Below are 17,239 nucleotides of genomic sequence, written 5' to 3' on the forward strand. Positions count from 1 at the left end.
CGCGCAAGAATTTAGAATGTCACCCCCGCGGTGATGGTAGTGGTATAGCGGGTATTATTAACCTTGACTAAAGGCTCCAGGCCACCCACCGAGTAGGGGGTGTACAACTGGTTATAATCAGTATAAACCGCGGCGGCGTCGATGAAGAAGTTGCCCTGCCGCAAACCTAAGCCCCCGGTGTAAAAACTCTGAGCCCGCCCCGTGCTGGTGGCCGCCTTGTACGGGTCACCGTAGTGCGCGTAGCCGAGTCGTACCCGGAAGATATCGAAGCGGCCCTCCGCCCCGACGCGTACGTTGACCGTGCTTTTATACCGGTTCCGAATGTCCTCGTTCTCAGCGCTGAACGAGTAGTCATCGCCGTTGGCATCTTCGGAATTGTTGCGCAGCCGGGCCTGGCCGTAGCCTACGTACTCTACGTCACTGGTCACGAAGCCGTACTTGCCCAGGGTGATGGCCACGCCGCCATTGGCCCGGAAGGGCGTGATAAGGGTGTAGGCATAGTCATTGGTCGGAAACATTACCGGAGGCGTATCACCCACGGGCAGGCCCGAAGGAACGTTATCGGTGCCTTGTGCACTAAAGTTGGCTTTCAGGCTTTCGGTTGACGTATCAGTCATTCGCATGAAAGTAGGCGTCTGTACCGAAGCACCCAGGCGGACAGCGTCGTTGGCCCGATAAATCAGGCCCAGCCGGGCATTAATGCCAGTTCCGGAGGTCTTCAACTCCGAGCGGCTAGTCAGGCTGTTGAAGTGAGTATTCGGGTCGTTGTCGGCTTCGGTCAGGGTGCGCACCTGCCGATAGGTAGAGCTGACAATGCCAACGGCCCCACCGATGTACAGCCGGTCGCGATAGTTGGCGCCGTACCCCAGGTCGAATTGCGAAACCGAACCCGAGTTGACAATCAACTCGCTTTGAGTGAGTGTGTTGCCCTGCTTACGCAGAATCACGGCCGAGTCGCCCTGGGCGCCCGTACGGGCTCTGATGATGTTGGCTAAATAAGCACCATAGGCCAAACCCAGATCAGTTCGGTATTTGCTATTATCCGCCTGATCGTCCAGATCGGCAAAGGCCGCGGTGCCGCGGGCGGCATCCGCCGCGGGCTGCAAGCGCGCCAGAAACGACTGGTTATTGTTCACCGTGCCCTGGTAGCGAGAGGCAGTATTGAAATCCGTCAGCCGCGTGAAGCCCAGTGCGAAAGATCCGCCGCGCCAATTGCTGCTCTGGTCGTTATCAGCGAGGCGATTGGTCAGCACCAGGCCCGCGCTACCAATGTGGAAGCTGTTCTTGGACTCGTTTTGTAAGCCCGCGGGGTTGCCCTCAATGCGGGCATCGCTCTGCCCCAGGCCAATACCCGGGGTGAGATGGGCTTCCGACTTCTGAAATAAGCCCAAGCCGGCCGGGTTGCTGGTCAGGTTGCCGAAGTCGGCCCCCAGCGCCACATTGGCTCCGCCAATGCCCATCGTGCGGGCAGGGCCCCCAAACTGGAGGCGCGAATATTGCAGCGCATCGCTGGCGCCTTGGGCAAAGGCGTGGCCGGCCGGTCCTGCAGCGAGGGCCAGGCTAAGCCAAATTATCCGTTTTTTCATAGAGCTTAGAAGAAAAGGAGCCAGCCGTCGGGCCGGCTCACTAGGGAAACAGGTTTGCAGGGAATATTAACCGGTGATACTTAGCCTAATTAGATCGGCCCCGGCTGTGGCCCCCGCCGCCACCACCGCCGTTATAGGAGGGAGCAGGAGCAGAGTAAGACGGCTGGCTGTAGGAGCGCTGCGGCTGCTCGTACGACGGTTGCCGCGGTTGCTCATAAGACCGCTGCCGCGGTTGCTCGTACGACTGCTGCTGCGGAAGTTGATCATAGGACTGATCAAACGAGCGCTGGCGCCGAGGCTGGTCGTAGGAGCGCTGGCGAGATGGCTGATCAGCAGTTTGGCCACCAGGGTTGCTTGGTGCCCGATCAACATCAGCCTGTTGTATGATTTCATCCCGACGACGTCCTCCCTGGGGCTTCCACGTAGAGGCAGGCTGCTGGTCTTCCTGAAGCTGAGGCATATCCCGATAGGTGGGTTGCTCGGAGCGTAACCGGCGGTGGGGTTGGTTGTAGCCTTCGACAGTAGCTGGCAGCGTCTCTGCTGGCGAGGCGGAAATAGCCGTTTCGGACCGCTGCCGCAACTGCGATTCCTTGGTAACCGAAGTCATTTCGGTCATGGGCGTGGAAGGAGCCATAAGGCCGTTGGTCCGCCCCCGGCCGCCGGAAATGCCGCCTGAACCCGTACCTGAGCCCGTTGGGGTGCTCGTGCCCCCCGACAAATACCGGCCATCCGAGGCCCGGTCGGAGCGGTGGCCGGAAGTGCGGTAGCGTCCGTTACCGTTGTCGCCGTAGTTCCAGTTGGAGCGGTAGGTGCTACCGTAATACGAGTTGCCGTAGAAACCGCCCCGGCCGTAATATCCGCCGTAGAAAGGGCTGTTGAAATAATAGGGGTCATAAAAACCCCCGCCGTACCCGTACCCAAAGCCATAAGGCCGGCCGAAACCGTAGCCGTACCCCCAGGGACGTCCAATGCCAAAACCAAAGCTGATGCTAAGGCCCGAGCCGTAGCCATAGCCCCAGGGGCTATAAAAAGAGCTGTAGAAGGGGTCGTAAAACCCCCCATAGAACGGCGATACGCCGTAGAACCCTGACCCCCAGCCATAGCTGAGGGAAGTGTAGGGGCTATACGGGGTGTAGTAGCTCAGCCCGTAGCCCGGCACGCCCCGCATGTAAGTGTAGGTGTTATCGTAATACTGGGTCGAGCCGCGCCCCTGACGAGCCGGGGAGTTGGCCGTATTGCCGTTGTAGTCGGGGTTAGCTGCTTCGTCGGTGCTGGCCGGGTCGGGCGCTGGGCTCACCACCGCGGTGGTGCGGTCTTTAGAAGAATAGTAAACCCCATCGTCTTCCGACGAAGTAAGGGTGGAGGTGCCCGCACAGCCACCCAGCGCGAGCAAGGCCAAGGCAGGCAGAAGAGCAGGGAGGAAATATCTCATGGCTGAAAGATTGAGGATGGGAGGGCTGATCGTAAAAAGAGGGCGCAAATAGTGAAGCTATAATGAAGCAACTGCCCCTGGAAGGTTGCCAGTAGACTAAATATACACCATACTAAGGTCCGCGCTTTAGTAACGTAATTTGACCCCGAAACGGTGCCCCTTACCCTAGTCAAATCTTGTACCAGAGATTGGAGCCTTTTTCAACATACTTCTAAGATGCCTCCTATGAGCAAAAAGTTGCCAACTCGCCAAGAAGATTATTCGCTTTGGTACAATGAATTAGTAAAGCGCGCCGGCCTCGCCGAGAACTCGGCCGTACGCGGCTGCATGGTTATCAAGCCCTACGGCTACGCCATTTGGGAAAAAATGCAGCGTCAGCTGGACGACATGTTCAAGCGCACCGGCCATGAAAACGCCTATTTCCCTATCTTCATTCCGAAGAGCCTGTTTGAAGCCGAGGAGAAAAACGCCGAAGGCTTCGCCAAGGAATGCGCCGTGGTAACGCACTACCGCCTGCAAACCGACCCCGACCACGCCGGCAAATTGCGCGTTGACCCCGACGCTAAGCTGGAAGAAGAGCTGGTAGTGCGCCCCACTTCCGAGGCCATTATTTGGAGCACCTACAAAAACTGGGTGCAGAGCTACCGCGACTTGCCCTTGCTCATCAACCAGTGGGCCAACGTGGTGCGCTGGGAAATGCGCACCCGCTTGTTTCTGCGCACGGCCGAGTTTCTGTGGCAGGAGGGCCATACCGCCCACGCCACCGCCGAAGAAGCCCTGGCCGAAACGCGCCAGATGCTTGACGTGTACGCCGAGTTTGCCGAGGACCACATGGCCCTGCCCGTGGTGAAGGGGGTAAAAACCCCCAACGAGCGGTTTGCCGGGGCCGAAGACACCTATTGCATCGAGGCCCTGATGCAGGATGGTAAGGCGCTGCAAGCCGGCACCAGCCACTTCCTGGGCCAGAACTTCGCCAAAGCCTTCGACGTCACCTTTGCCAACAAGGAAGGTGGCCTGGAACACGTGTGGGGCACCAGCTGGGGCGTAAGCACCCGCCTGATGGGCGCCCTCGTAATGGCCCACTCCGACGACGACGGGCTGGTGTTGCCGCCCAAGCTGGCCCCGATTCAGGTGGTTATTGTGCCAATTTACAAAACCGGAGAGCTGGACGCGCTGCTCGAGCGCATCCGGCCCATTCAGCAGGGCCTCATTGCCCGGGGCATTGCCGTGAAGGTGGACAGCCGCGACACGGAGCGCCCCGGCTTCAAGTTCGCCGAGTGGGAGATGAAGGGCGTGCCCGTGCGCCTGGCTATCGGCGCCCGTGACCTCGACGGCGGGACCGTAGAAGTTGCCCGCCGTGACACCAAGGAAAAAATGAGCTTGCCCTTGGCCGATATCGTAGCCAGTATCGACCAGCTGCTGACCGATATTCAAGCGAATATCTACGCGAAAGCCAAGAAATTCCGCGACACCCACACTACCCGGGTCGACAGCTACGACGACTTTAAGCGAGTGCTGGACAACGAAGCGGGCTTCGTGCTGGCCCACTACGACGGCACTTCCGAAACGGAGGAACGCATCAAGGCCGAAACCAAAGCCACCGTGCGGTGCCTGGCCCTGAATGAGCCCGACGAAGAAGGTATTTGCATGGTAACGGGCCGCCCCAGCACCTGCCGGGCCTATTTTGCCCGGGCCTATTAATTTTCTGCGGTCGTAAAAGAATGTGCTGTTGACACAGCACGTTCTGCCGAGCGCCGGACGTGCTGTGTATTCGTCATCATCTCACCTCATTACCTTGGCTCATGCTCACTATTGCTTTGCTGTTGCTGTTCGGCCTGCTGTTCGTCGCGGTGGAAGTTGTTTTCATTCCCGGCACCACCGTAGTGGGCGTAGTAGGTTTTGCGCTGCTGGTGGTGGGCGTCTGGCTGGGCTACCGCGACCTGGGTACTCCCCTGGGTCATTACGCGCTGGTGGGGGTGACGCTGCTGGCCGGGCTGATCGTGTACGTTGGGCTACGGCCTAAAAATCTGGCCCGGGTGGCTCTTACCACCACCAACGACGCCTCCGTGCAAGACGTGCGGCGGCCCGACGTAGTGCCCGGCACCGTAGGCCAGACGCTATCGGCCCTGCGGCCGGCCGGCACGGCGTTGTTTGGCACTGAGCGTCGGGAAGTGGTGACGCGGGGCGAATTCGTGCCCGCGGGCAGCGCGGTGCGGGTGCTCGGCATCGAGCACAACCGAATTCTGGTAGCCGTGGTGTAGCACTCTTAGTAAGTTGAAACTAGAACTCGGTACTACCTTACGCCATGAATTTCCCCTTCTCGCCCTTGATAGTGGCGGCCCTAGTGCTGCTCGTCTTTCTGTATTTCTTCCCCATTAGCCTGTGGGTGACTGCTATTTTCTCGGGGGTTCGGGTCAGCTTGTTTCAACTGGCCTTTATGCGGGTACGGAAAGTACCGCCCTCGCTCATCGTTAACTCCTTGATTACCTCCACCAAGGCTGGCCTGCAGTTGACGGCGAACGACCTGGAAACGCACTTCCTGGCCGGCGGGAATGTGCCCAGCGTCATCAAGGCTCTTATTTCGGCCGACAAAGCCAACATCCTGCTTTCGTTCAAACAGGCGACGGCCATCGATCTGGCCGGGCGGAACGTGTTTGAGGCCGTAACTACCAGCGTAAATCCTAAGGTAATCAACACGCCCAACGTGGCTGCGGTGTCGCAGGATGGCATTCAGCTCATCGTTATCGCCCGCGTAACGGTGCGGGCCAACATCGCCCAGCTGGTGGGGGGCGCGGGCGAAGAAACCATTCTGGCGCGGGTAGGGGAGGGCATCGTGACGAGCATTGGCTCGTCGAAGTCGCACAAGGAAGTGCTGGAGAATCCCGACACGATTTCCAAGCTGGTGCTATCCAAAGGCTTAGATGCGGGCACTGCCTTCGAAATTCTATCCATTGACATTGCTGACGTGGACATCGGCGAAAACATCGGGGCCAAGCTTCAAACCGACCAAGCCAGCGCCGACTTGCGCGTAGCCGAGGCCCGAGCCGAAGAGCGCCGCGCCATGGCAGTGGCCATGGAGCAAGAGAACCGCGCTAAAACCCAGGAAGCCAAGGCCCGCGTAGTGGATGCCGAAGCCGAGATTCCCAAAGCCATTGCCGAGGCCTTCCGCAGCGGCAACCTGGGGGTGATGGACTACTACAAAATGCGTAACATCCAAGCCGACACCGAAATGCGCGACTCCATTGCCAATCCTGGCGGGAGCGGCGGCAGCATTAAGCCGGGACGGGAGGAGACGAGATTGAGCTGATTAGGTGAAAGGGAGGTAATCGTTTAAGGTGATTACAGGCTTCCAGGACCATAAAGCAGCCAGTTTAACTATCTGTATGGTCTCGGCCGGCAGTGGTTAGGACTGGTTGTGCAGAATTTCTTTGCCATTGAGCGCAAACCAACGGGCTGGCTGCTGCATACCACTAGCTTGTTATCCGCGCCGAATCTCCCCAGCCCTGTTTTCTCAACCGTAACGGCTAGGTAAACAGGGCGGTTATTTTTCAGGCGAATTCGTTCTCATTCTCTGTTTCTGCCCCATGTTCGACCCTCGTCTGCTCCAGCAGTTTGCCCTGCCTCATTATCGCGCTATCAACGATTTTCTGGCGGCGGCGGGATTTGCTGGGCGCACTCAGGACCCTAACTTTTATGCCGTGCGGCTAGAAGATACCTACCCGCACGTGCGGGCCGTAATGCCGCCCTTCCGCAAAGACTTTTTTTTGGTGGCCCTGGCTGAAAACCCTGGTAACCAGTCCGTTTTTACCCTCGACGGGCAGCCGTTTACCGACCTGACGCGCTACCTCGTGTTTCAGTCGCCGGGGCACGTGCTTTCGTGGCAGCGCGAGCCGGGCCTACGGGGCTACCTGCTGTATTTTCGAGCGGAGTGCTTTTCGTTTTTTCGGGCGGCGCTGACCACCGAGTTTCCGTTCTTCGACTTACTACATACCAACTTATTTCGGCTGAAGAAGGCGCAGTTTGCCCGCCTGCAAGCTGATTTTGAGGATATGCTGGCCGAGCAGCAAGCCGCCGAGCTACCCGATGCCGGACGCTACTACGCGGCCTCTATTTGTTACGCCAAGCTGCTGGCTCTGCTCTACCGCTGCCGGGGAGTGTACGATGAGTTCGAGGAGGGCAACCATCAGCAGTCGGCGGCGGCCCGGCTCACGCAGCGTTTTGTGCAGGCTTTGGCCAACCATTTTCTGGAAAAGCGGACTGTAGAGGAATATGCCGATCTGTTGGCCGTGACGCCGAACCACCTCAACGAAATGGTGAAGCGTATGACCGGCCGCACCGCCTACCGTCACATCACGGACAAGCTGCTGCTGGAGGCCCGCACCCTCATTCGCCATACCCCAGCCGACCTTACCGAAATTGCCTACCAGCTCAATTTCTCAGGCCCAGCTCATTTCGCCAAGTTTTTCAAGAAGCAAACGGGCCTCACCCCAGGCGAATTTCGGCGTAGTGGGGCCCTGCCAGCTGAGGATCGTTGAAATAGACAAACAATGCCGCTAAATGGGCTACCCCGCGCCGGCTGGGCGGGGGGACCTTTGCCTTGTCATCAATTCCCAACAAAACTTCAAACAAAACCTTATGAACATTGCAGTATTAGGCACCGGTATGGTAGGTGAAGCCATTGCCTCCCGTTTGGTTGAGCTCGGCCATCAGGTACGAATGGGCTCTCGCTCAGCCGATAATGAGAAAGCTCAAGCGTGGATAGCCAAAGCTGGCTCGGGAGCCTCAACCGGTACGTTCGCCGACGCCATAGTATTCGGCGAGGTTATTTTCCTGGCCACCAAAGGCGAATCCAGCCTGGACGTGCTAGGAGCGGCTGGCGCCGAGGCCGTGGCTGGCAAAACCGTGATTGACGTTTCCAACCCACTTGAGTTCAGCAGCAACGGCCTTCCTACCTTGGCCATCAGCAATACCGATTCCCTGGGGGAGCAGTTGCAACGGCGTTATCCGGAAGCGCGCATTGTAAAGTCGCTAAACACGATGTGGTGCGGCCTGATGGTCAACCCTAACCTAGTGGCTGGTGGTGACCACGAAGTATTTGTGAGTGGCAACGATGCCGAAGCCAAAGAGCAGACCAAGACCTTGTTGCGTCAGTTCGGTTGGCAAGACGCTCACATCCTTGATTTGGGGGATATCAGTACGGCCCGTGGTACCGAGATGCTGCTGCCTTTGTGGCTGCGCGTGTGGCAATCCACCGGCGTGGGTGCCTTCAACTTCAAAATCGCACGGTAAACGTTGATCATCTTCACCGGCCCACGGTAAAGGGCACAAGGAACAGGTCCTGCTTTTGTTCGGAGGATTTGTCTTTGGCCAGCTCCTGTGGCTCTACACAGCCCGCAGGCGCTGGCGCACCGCCGCGGCCCAGACCGCTTAGCAGCGTGCCTACATCCAGCGGCAGGTTCACGTAGAGCACACGGTGCTGCTTAGCCAACTCGCGGGCCAGGTTGCGGGCGCTGGTGCTCAAGTCTAGGTCCCAGCGCTGCGGGCAGAGAAGCATGAAGCCAGGCCGTTTTCATTTTAGAAGCTGTTTGAGTTAGTGAAAAATCACTTTTGAACGTCCTGCTGAGCGCAGCCGAAGCCTCTCTGCCGCTTCGTTGAGATAGCCCAAACGAAGCGGCAGAGAGGCTTCGACCAGCGGACGCCAGATAGAGCAGGACCATTTTTAGGTGCGCAAATAGCTTCTTAGGCAGCGCGGCCCAGTTCCTGCCGGAAAATGCCCAGCACGGCCTCAGCTGCCTCAGCTACCCCCAGCAAAATGGCCCGTAGCTCCAGCTTGTCGCGGTGCTGATAGGCAATAACTTCCATCTCCTTCAGGAGGCCCAGGCCCGGCTCAATGCACAGGTTGCCGAAGGTGGCCTTCAGGCTGTGTGCCTGGTGGGCAATGCTGGTCCAGTCCCCGGCTTCGATGGCCGTTTCCAGCTGCACCAGCTGCCCGGGTACCCGGTCGATAAACATATGCTGAATCTCACGCACGAAACCGGCATCGTGGGCCAGCTTCCCGAGGCCCGAAAAATCATAGTGTACCGGCGCCGGCGGGCCCATCGTGGCCGTAATCAGCTGGCCAATGTGCATTGAACTGGGTCGGATAAAGAATTGGGGATTCATAATAATATAATGTTAATTGGGATGAAGTAAACCAAGCTTAAAGTGGGGTATAGGCGGGGCTGCTGCGGGTGAGGCTAATAGCCAGTGCTCTGCCGGGCTGGCCGGATGCGGCGCGGAAGGCCCGAGCGGGGCCGCCGAATGAGCGAATGGGCAGAGACGATCCGGCCCAGCGGCTGGGCCATACAAAGGGCCATCGGCGACGTCATGAAGGCGGAGGCAGAAGCAGTGTTCATGCGGGACCTTAGGCCAAACCAGGGCCAAAAATAAACTGACTTCAAGTAGCTGATTATAAGATATTTATTTGGATATAAGGTCGCTATAAATCCAGCCGCTGGATTTTGCATCCAGCATCTGGAGCAGGCCAGCCGCCACTACGACCCGGAATGCTGCTCCTGGCCGCCACCGTCTTGCGCGGTTGCCTTATATAATAGTGCTGGCTCTGCGGACAGCGGGTGATGTGGGCCGGGTTGCGGCCGCCCAAACCGGACGCTAACCGAGCCCCGGTGGGTATGCGTTCGGGCCTTAGCCCGGCTCCAAGTGCCCGGAAGGCTGAGCGGAAATACTGCATTGGCCAACTGCACCAGACTGCAATTAACCTTAGCAGAGCCACTGCCCGGCCCGTAATCCAGATGCTGGAGGAGGTTTCCAGCGGCTGGATTACGGAGTAAAACCCCTATATCTTTTATTGCTGAAAAACAATGGGTTAATAGAATGTTTTAGGCTTGGCATCCGCTTAGCAAACGGCCCTGGCATGGAAAATTCGGCCTCTGCACCTGCCCCCACTATTGATCCAGCCAATTTGCCGGCACTGCTGCGCCTGCTCGGCTATGAGCCCGCCGCTGCTGGCGCGGCCGGCGTGCCGCTGCGCGGCGTGCGCAACCCCGATGGCAGCCTGCGCTGGGTATGGCCTGCTACGCTGCGCCAGCCGCTGTTTCTGGAGTTCTACAGCGCCACGTCGCCCAAGGCGCGGCTGTTTAGTGCGCTGGTACGGCTGGTGTTCTGGTGCCGGTTGCAGGGGCTGTTTTTCCGGCAACTGCCGGGCCGCTACGTGGCCAGCGGCGAGCAGGCCTGGCCCACGGCCGACTTCGCCCTGTTCACCGGCACGCCGGGCCCCAACCGCAAGGCCGTGTGCTGCTACGACGATACCAGCGACCAGCGGGTGTTTGCCAAGCTGCCGCTGGGCCCCATAGCCGTCCAGAAAGTACAGGCCGAAACTGCCCACCTGCGCGCCCTGGGCCAACAGGAGCATGCTGCCTTCGAGGTGCCGCAGGTGTTGGGCGCCGGCCCCGACTTCCTCCTCCAAACCAGCGTGAAGCGGCCCGGCGCCCACCGCGCCGCCAGCTTCGACTCTGCCCACGCCTATTTCCTCACAGAGCTGCTGGCTGCCACCAGCGTGCGCCAGCCCATTGAGGCCAGCATCTGCTGGCACAGCATTGAGGCACAGGTGGCTGCCCTGCAAGACCTCGATGGGTCGCGTGTGCCGTTTGGGCTGCGCGCTAAGCTGCGCCACCTGCGCCTCAGCATCGATGCCAGCCGGGAGTTGTCCTTCGCCTTCGCGCACGGCGACTTCACGCCCTGGAACTGCTGGCTCGGGCCCGAGAAGCTGGCCATCTACGACCTGGAGCTGGCCCTGCCCGGCGCGTCGCTGCTCTATGACCTGTTTCATTTTGAAGTGCAGCAGGCCCTGCTCGGCTCGCGTCGGCCGGCGCGAGCCATCCGCACGCAGGCCCTAGCCGTCGCCACCGAGCACTTCCCGGCCGTGCCGGCCGAGGAGCTGGGCCTGGCCTGGCAGCTCTACCTGCTGCACCAGGTGGCTACCGGGGCCCTGCTCTACCACGCGCAAACCCCTTGGCACCCGCAGGTAACCTGGCTGCTGAACGGCTGGAACGCCCTGCTCACCCTGGAGCTGACCTCCGTGCTGGAGCACCGCCAGCTGGCCCTCTACGACCTGCACGACTACGTGCAGCTACTGGCCGAGCCCGGCGTGGTGCTCAAGCCCCGTGCCGACAATGCCTACTACCCCGCCCCGACCTCTGACCTTGACCTGCTGCTGACCAAAGAAAACGTGCTGGCCGGCGTGCAGTTTATGCAGGAGTTTGGGCTGCTGCAGTCGGCGGTGGTGCGGTCGGCGGCCCATATGCAGTCGGTAGACTGCCTGTTTCTGGATGGCTCGCTGCTGACCGTGGACCTGCTGCACCAGCTGCACCGCCAGGCCCTGCACCTGCTCGATGCCCAAGCCGTGCGCGGCCAGGCCCACCGCGACGAGGCCGGCGTGTACGTGCCCTCGCTGGGGCACGACTTCACCTACACCTGGCTGTTTTACTGGCTCAACCACAGTGATATGCCACTGGGGCATCTGCGGTATTTTCAGCGCTTTCCGCTGGCGCGGCAGGCCGGGCTGCTGGCCCACCTGCAAATCAGCTACGGCCTTAGCTTCCACAGTATTGCCGAAGCCAGCGTGTACCACGAGGCTAGCGCCGCCCACCTCGAGTTCGTGCTGCGCCGCGCCCCGGCCAACCACCGCGCCCGGCGCTGGCCGCGCGGCCTGCGCTACCTGTTGAGTACGGCCACCGAGTTTCTGCGGCCGGGCGGGCTGGTCATCACCTTCAGCGGGGTGGACGGCGCGGGCAAGTCCACCGTCATCGAGCACGTGAAAGAGCGCCTTGAAAAGAAGTGGCGCAAGCGCGTGGTGGTCATCCGTCACCGGCCGTCGGTGCTGCCCATCATCAGCGCCTGGAAGTATGGCAAGCAGGGGGCCGAGGCCCGCAGCATCCGGAGCCTGCCCCGGCAGGGGCAGAATTTCGGGCTGAGTTCGTCGCTGGCCCGCTTCGCCTACTACTACTTCGATTACGTGGTGGGCCAGGTAGTTATCTGGCTGAAGTACACTCGGCGCGGCCACGTGGTGCTCTACGACCGGTATTACTTCGACTTCATCAACGATGGCCGGCGCAGCAACATCAGCCTGCCCACCCGTCTCACCAAGGTCCTCTATGCGCTCGTGAACAAGCCGCAGCTCAACTTCTTCCTCTACGCCGACCCGGAAGAGATTCTGCGCCGCAAGCAGGAGCTCTCGGCCAGCACCATCCGCCAGCTCACGCAGGAGTACCAGGAGCTGTTTGGCCAGCTTGATGCCCGCTACCGCCGCTCGCGCTACGTGCCCATCGAAAACCACGACCTGGGCCAGACCCTTGACCTGATCGGTGAATACATCGGCCAGGAAATCCACCCTTAAATCATTCGGCCTAGTCGCCGAGGGCGCGGACCACGGGCCGGTGCCAGCGGCCGAGGTCGCGCCATCAACCGACAATACCAAGTCCTACCATGAAAAATATACTCGAAATCTGGGTCCGTCGGCGCAACCCCGACTTTGCCCTGCACGCCGCCGTGAGCTCGGGCATGCTGCTGAGCTTCGGCCTGAGCACGGCCGCGAGCCTGCTGCGCGGGGCCCGGCTGTGGCTGCGCGGTCGGGCCAGCGGCGGGGCCATGCTGGGCCAGGACGTGCGGTTTCAGTACCTGAGCCTGATTCGGTTCGGGCGCTGGCTGAAGGTGGGCGACCACGTGCGCTTCAGCGGGCTGGGGCTGGGCGGCCTCACGCTGGGCGACCGGGTGAGCATCGGGGCCTTCAGCCAGGTGATTGTCTCGACCTCACTGGCCGACCCGGGCCAATTTATCCGGCTGGGCAACCGCGTGGGCATCGGCGAGTTTGCCTACCTGGGCGGTGGCGGCGGCCTGAGCATCGGCGATGACTGCATTGTGGGTCAATATTTTAGCTGCCACCCTGAAAACCACCAGCACGCCGACCCCGAGCAGCTTATTCGCCTGCAGGGCGTGACGCGGCGCGGCATCAGCATTGGGGCCAACTGCTGGATTGGCAGCAAAGTCACCGTGCTCGATGGCGTCCGCATTGGCGCGGGCTGCGTGGTGGCGGCCGGCGCGGTGGTCACCCGCTCGGTGCCAGCGGGCTGCGTGGTAGCCGGCGTGCCGGCCCGCGTCATTGGCTACCGCGAGTCCGCTGAATCAATTGACTCGACCCCCGACCTACAACCGGCGTTTGCATGAAAACCATTTTGATGACGGCCTATGCCGTGAACCCCTACAAAGGCTCGGAGGACGGCATGGGCTGGAACTTCATCCTGCAAGCCGCCCGCTTTCAGAAAGTGGTGGCCGTGACGCGCCGCAACAACGGCCCCCACATCGAGCGTTACCTGGCCGAAAACCCGGCCGCCGCGGCCCTGGCCGCCAACGTCGAGTTTCTCTATTTCGACCTGCCCGCCTGGACGCGCTGGTGGAAGAAAGGCCCCCTGCTCTCGCTCATCTACTTCTACATGTGGCAACTGGGCCTGGCCCTGTGGCTGCGCCCCCGCCGGCTGGCCGTGGACGTGGTGCACAACCTTAACTTTCACAACGACTGGACGCCCTCGTTTCTGTGGCTGCTGGGCCGGCCGCTGGTGTGGGGGCCCATCGGGCACCATCCGCTCATTCCGGCCAGCCACCTGGCCCGCTACGGCCCCACGGCCTTCATCAAAGATCGCCTCATTGGCAGCCTGAAGTTTTTTTTCTGGAAGCTCGACCCCTTTCTATGGGTGACGCGCCGGGCCGCTGGCCGGGTACTGTGCATGAATTCGGCCGTGGCCCCGCGCCTGCGCCTAGCCGCTGCCGACTACGAAATCATGCCCTCGGTAGCCGTCGACCTGCCCACCGAAATACCGGCCGCCCCCGCCGCCGGGCGCGATTTCACCGTGATGATTGCTGCCCGCATGGTGCCGCTGAAGGGTTTTGATATGGTGATTGCCGCGTTTGCGCGGTTCTACGCACAACTGCCACCCGCGGAGCAGAGCAGGGCCCGGCTGCTGCTCATCGGCAGCGGCCCGGAAGAAAACCACCTCAACAGACTAGTGCGGAGCTACAATCTCGGGGCCTGCGCCGAGCACCGCCCCTGGCTCGACCGCGCCGAGCTGCTCAGCACCTACCAGCAGGCGGCAGTGTTCTTTTTCCCCTCGCACGAGGGCGCGGGCATGGTGGTGGCCGAGGCCATGAGCTACGGCGTACCCGTGCTCTGCTACGCCAACGAAGGCCCCGGCGAGCTCACCCCGCCCGGATCGGTGCTGAAAGTGCCCTACCGCTCATTTGAGGACAATGTGGGCGACTTCGCCACTCTGCTCAGGCGCCTCCACGGCTCCCCGGCCCTGCAGGCTGCCGAGGCCGCCCTGTGCCGCCGCCACGTAGCCGAGCACCACACCTGGGGCCAGCGCGGCCACCAGCTCAACCGCGTGTACCAACACATTCTGGCCGCATGAAAAAGCCCCGCATCATCGCCGTTCACCTGCTTAACGACCGTAGCGGTAGCCCCCTGGTGCTGCGCCAGGCCCTGGAAGTGCTGCTCGAAGCCGGCCACGCCGTCGACCTGCTCACGGCTACGCCCGGCGGCCCCGGCTTTCTGAGCGACCTGCCCGGGGTGCGTCTTCACGCGCTGCCCTACCGCTGGTCGGCCCGGCCCTGGCAAACGCTGCTCAACTTCGTGCTGGTGCAGTGGTTGGTGTTCTGGAAGGTGCTGGGCCTGGCCCGGCGCGGCAGCACGGTGTATGTGAATACGCTGCTGCCCGCCGCCGCCGCGCTGGCAGCCCGCTGCCGCGGCGCGCGGGTGGTGTACCACCTCCACGAAGTTTCACTGCGGCCGGCCGCGCTGCGGCGCGTGCTGTGCGCGGTGGCCGGCCGCACGGCCCATCAGGTTGTGTACGTGTCGGAATACTTGCGCCAAACGCTGAACCTGCCCGTGCGCCGCCAAATGGTGGTGCATAACACCCTGGCGCCCGGCTTCCTCGCCCAAGCCCTGCAACTCTCCCTACCCACGGCCAGCCCCGACCCCTTCCTGGTCTTGATGGCCTGCTCTCTGCGCGACTACAAGGGCGTACCCGAATTTGTGGCTTTGGCCCGCTCTATGCCCGAGCTGGCTTTCGAGCTGGTGCTGAATGCTGCCCCCGATGCCGTAACAGCCTACCAGCGCCAGCAGGACATTCCGAACAACCTGCGGCTGTTTCCGGCCACCGCTGACATGCACCCGCACTACCGCCGCGCGGCGGTAGTTGCCAACCTTTCGCGGCCCGATGAATGGGTCGAAACCTTCGGCATGACCGTGCTGGAGGCCATGAGCTACGGCCGCCCCGTGCTGGTGCCGCCCGTCGGCGGGGTGGCCGAGGTGAACGTGCACGCCAAAACCGGCTTCGCCATCGACGGCCGCGACCTCGAAGCACTGCAGCAGGCCCTGCGGCTGCTGGCCGGCAACAGCCACCGCTATGCCTGCATGGCCGCCGCCGCCCGGCAGCAGGCCGCCACCTTCGGGCGGGGCCGCTTCGCCGAGCAGCTGCGCCAGGCGTTTGCGCCGGTCTCGGTAGCCGCGCCGACGCCAGCGCGAGCGGCCGAGTTGGCCCCAGCCGCCCTGGCGGGGCCTGAGGCTTACATTCTGCCGATTACTACTCGATAAGTAACTGATTTGACTTCGAATTCCTTCATCCTTCCACTCGATTTTAGTTATGTCTGATTCCAAAAAAGTGGCCATTATTGGCACCGTGGGGCTGCCGGCCTGCTACGGTGGCTTCGAAACCCTCACTGCTTTCCTGGTGAAGCACCTGCACGAGCAGCACGAGCTCACGGTGTATTGCAGCGGGAAAACTTACCCCAAGGCCGAGCGCCGTACCCACTACGAGGGCGCCAAGCTGGTGTACCTACCGCTGAGTGCCAACGGCCTGCAGAGCATTTTCTACGATTGCCTATCCATTCTGCACGCCATGTTTTTTGCCGATGTGCTGCTGGTGCTGGGCGTGCCGGGGGCCATTATGCTGCCCTTCGTGCAGTGGTTTACCAAGAAGAAAATCATTGTATCTATCGACGGCATCGAGTGGCGGCGGGCCAAGTGGAACCGCGTGGCCCGCTGGTTTTTGCGCTGGTCCGAGAACATTGCCGTGCGCTACTCCCACGCCGATATCTCCGACAACGACGCCATTCAGAACTACACGGCCCGCGCCTACAGCACCCGAAGCCGCGTGATTGAGTACGGCGGCGACCACGCCCACCACCAGCCCATCACCGAGGCGGCCCGCACCGAATACCCGTTTCTGGCCCGGCCCTACGCCTTCAAGGTGTGCCGCATCGAGCCCGAAAACAACGTGCACCTGGTGCTGGAAGCCTTTGCCGAGCTGCCCAGCTACCCGTTTGTCATCATCGGCAACTGGAAAAATAGCGAATATGGCCGTCAGCTGAAGGCTACCTACGGCACCGGCGCCTACCCCAACCTGCACCTGCTCGACCCCATCTACGAGCAAACCCGGCTCGACTTGCTGCGCAGCAACTGCGCGGTGTACGTGCACGGCCACAGCGCCGGCGGCACTAACCCTTCGCTGGTGGAGGCCATGAGCCTGGGCCTGCCGGTGCTGGCTTTCCACGCTTCCTTCAACAAGGCTACTACCGAGCACAAAGCCATCTATTTTGCCACCAAGGAGGAGCTGCAGCAGCTGATTAAAGCCACCAGCATTGGCAGCTGGATCACCCTGGGGGAGCAGATGAAAAGCGTGGCCGACCGCCGCTACAACTGGGCCGTGATTGCGCGGAAGTACAATTTCCTCATTCAGAAAGTATCGGCCGCCACGCCGCACACGGCTAAGGGCAGCGTGCGCCCGCAGCTTAGCCAGCTCTCATCCGCCGATCTGGTGCAGAACAACCTGGGCCAGTACGCCGCCCTGCACATGTTTTATGACGAAGAAGTTTAGCGCAGCAACAAACAACCTGTTGTCTATTACTAAATTATACGAGTTATCGGTCTATCTGCGTGGCCGGGCGTCTTGGCGCACGGTGCGGCACATTAGCTGGTTTAAGTCAGCTGCCAGCCTGTAGTAAATGCGCTGGTCATTCCCAAAACTGGAATAAACCGCTTGAATTACTGCCAAACGGCTATGGTAAAGGGTTCTATAAAATAATTGCATTCTAATTATTGGAATAAAACTAATTATCTAACCTGCAGCTAATTGCTAGTCAAGATTTGTTGATTCACGCAGTTGAAGTTGGG

At 61.0% G+C, this 17,239-nt stretch carries 15 protein-coding genes; 10 read left to right on the plus strand and 5 right to left on the minus strand.

The features are described from left to right. Window positions 1–11: 11 nt before the first annotated feature. Both IC235_RS14510 and IC235_RS22655 read right to left on the minus strand, forming a co-directional pair. Window positions 12–1,586, minus strand: a complete 1,575-nt coding sequence (locus IC235_RS14510; RefSeq protein ID WP_191005913.1) for an OmpP1/FadL family transporter — start codon at window positions 1,584–1,586, stop codon at window positions 12–14. Between the two features lie 85 nt (window positions 1,587–1,671). After that, window positions 1,672–3,018, minus strand: coding sequence for a hypothetical protein (locus IC235_RS22655; RefSeq protein ID WP_191005914.1), 1,347 nt, complete (start codon window positions 3,016–3,018; stop codon window positions 1,672–1,674). Window positions 3,019–3,243: 225 nt separating this feature from the next. On the opposite strand from IC235_RS22655, the gene proS reads away from it, so the two are divergent. From proS to IC235_RS14540, 5 genes are all read left to right on the plus strand, one after another. Next, complete coding sequence (proS, locus tag IC235_RS14520; RefSeq protein WP_191005915.1) at window positions 3,244–4,719, plus strand: proline--tRNA ligase; 1,476 nt, start codon at window positions 3,244–3,246, stop codon at window positions 4,717–4,719. Window positions 4,720–4,820: 101 nt separating this feature from the next. Beyond that, complete coding sequence (locus IC235_RS14525; RefSeq protein WP_191005916.1) at window positions 4,821–5,279, plus strand: NfeD family protein; 459 nt, start codon at window positions 4,821–4,823, stop codon at window positions 5,277–5,279. Between the two features lie 44 nt (window positions 5,280–5,323). Further along, entirely contained in the window at window positions 5,324–6,325 is a 1,002-nt protein-coding gene (gene floA / locus IC235_RS14530) for a flotillin-like protein FloA (protein ID WP_191005917.1), read from the plus strand. A gap of 277 nt (window positions 6,326–6,602) precedes the next feature. Beyond that, a complete protein-coding gene (locus IC235_RS14535; RefSeq protein ID WP_191005918.1) occupies window positions 6,603–7,553 on the plus strand; it encodes a helix-turn-helix domain-containing protein in 951 nt (316 codons plus the stop codon). Window positions 7,554–7,653: 100 nt separating this feature from the next. Further along, window positions 7,654–8,307, plus strand: a complete 654-nt coding sequence (locus IC235_RS14540) for an NADPH-dependent F420 reductase (RefSeq protein WP_191005919.1) — start codon at window positions 7,654–7,656, stop codon at window positions 8,305–8,307. Window positions 8,308–8,320: 13 nt separating this feature from the next. Here IC235_RS14540 and IC235_RS14545 read toward each other — a convergent pair whose 3' ends face one another. From IC235_RS14545 to IC235_RS14555, 3 genes are all read right to left on the minus strand, one after another. Next, a complete protein-coding gene (locus IC235_RS14545) occupies window positions 8,321–8,572 on the minus strand; it encodes a hypothetical protein (RefSeq protein WP_191005920.1) in 252 nt (83 codons plus the stop codon). Between the two features lie 185 nt (window positions 8,573–8,757). Continuing rightward, on the minus strand, window positions 8,758–9,180 hold the full coding sequence (locus IC235_RS14550; RefSeq protein ID WP_191005921.1) for an Hpt domain-containing protein: 423 nt from the start codon (window positions 9,178–9,180) through the stop codon (window positions 8,758–8,760). A gap of 74 nt (window positions 9,181–9,254) precedes the next feature. Further along, window positions 9,255–9,413: a hypothetical protein gene (locus IC235_RS14555; RefSeq protein WP_191005922.1), complete on the minus strand. Its 159-nt coding sequence runs from the start codon at window positions 9,411–9,413 to the stop codon at window positions 9,255–9,257. 518 nt (window positions 9,414–9,931) lie between these two features. Here IC235_RS14555 and IC235_RS14560 point away from each other — a divergent pair. The 5 genes from IC235_RS14560 (at window position 9,932) to IC235_RS14580 (ending at window position 16,943) form a co-directional block, all read left to right on the plus strand. Next, a complete protein-coding gene (locus tag IC235_RS14560; RefSeq protein WP_191005923.1) occupies window positions 9,932–12,412 on the plus strand; it encodes a nucleoside/nucleotide kinase family protein in 2,481 nt (826 codons plus the stop codon). Window positions 12,413–12,501: 89 nt separating this feature from the next. Next, a complete protein-coding gene (locus IC235_RS14565) occupies window positions 12,502–13,239 on the plus strand; it encodes an acyltransferase (protein ID WP_191005924.1) in 738 nt (245 codons plus the stop codon). Then, window positions 13,236–14,477 (plus strand): glycosyltransferase family 4 protein, encoded by a 1,242-nt coding sequence (locus tag IC235_RS14570; RefSeq protein ID WP_191005925.1) that lies wholly within the window; start codon window positions 13,236–13,238, stop codon window positions 14,475–14,477. Before IC235_RS14565 ends, IC235_RS14570 begins: the two co-directional genes overlap by 4 nt. After that, window positions 14,474–15,661, plus strand: coding sequence for a glycosyltransferase family 4 protein (locus IC235_RS14575; protein ID WP_191005926.1), 1,188 nt, complete (start codon window positions 14,474–14,476; stop codon window positions 15,659–15,661). The genes IC235_RS14570 and IC235_RS14575 overlap by 4 nt, the downstream gene beginning before the upstream one ends. Before the next feature lie 49 nt (window positions 15,662–15,710). Next, window positions 15,711–16,943, plus strand: a complete 1,233-nt coding sequence (locus IC235_RS14580; RefSeq protein WP_191005927.1) for a DUF1972 domain-containing protein — start codon at window positions 15,711–15,713, stop codon at window positions 16,941–16,943. Window positions 16,944–17,239: the final 296 nt, after the last annotated feature.

The organism is Hymenobacter montanus (assembly GCF_014699115.1).
Lineage (GTDB): Bacteria > Bacteroidota > Bacteroidia > Cytophagales > Hymenobacteraceae > Hymenobacter > Hymenobacter montanus.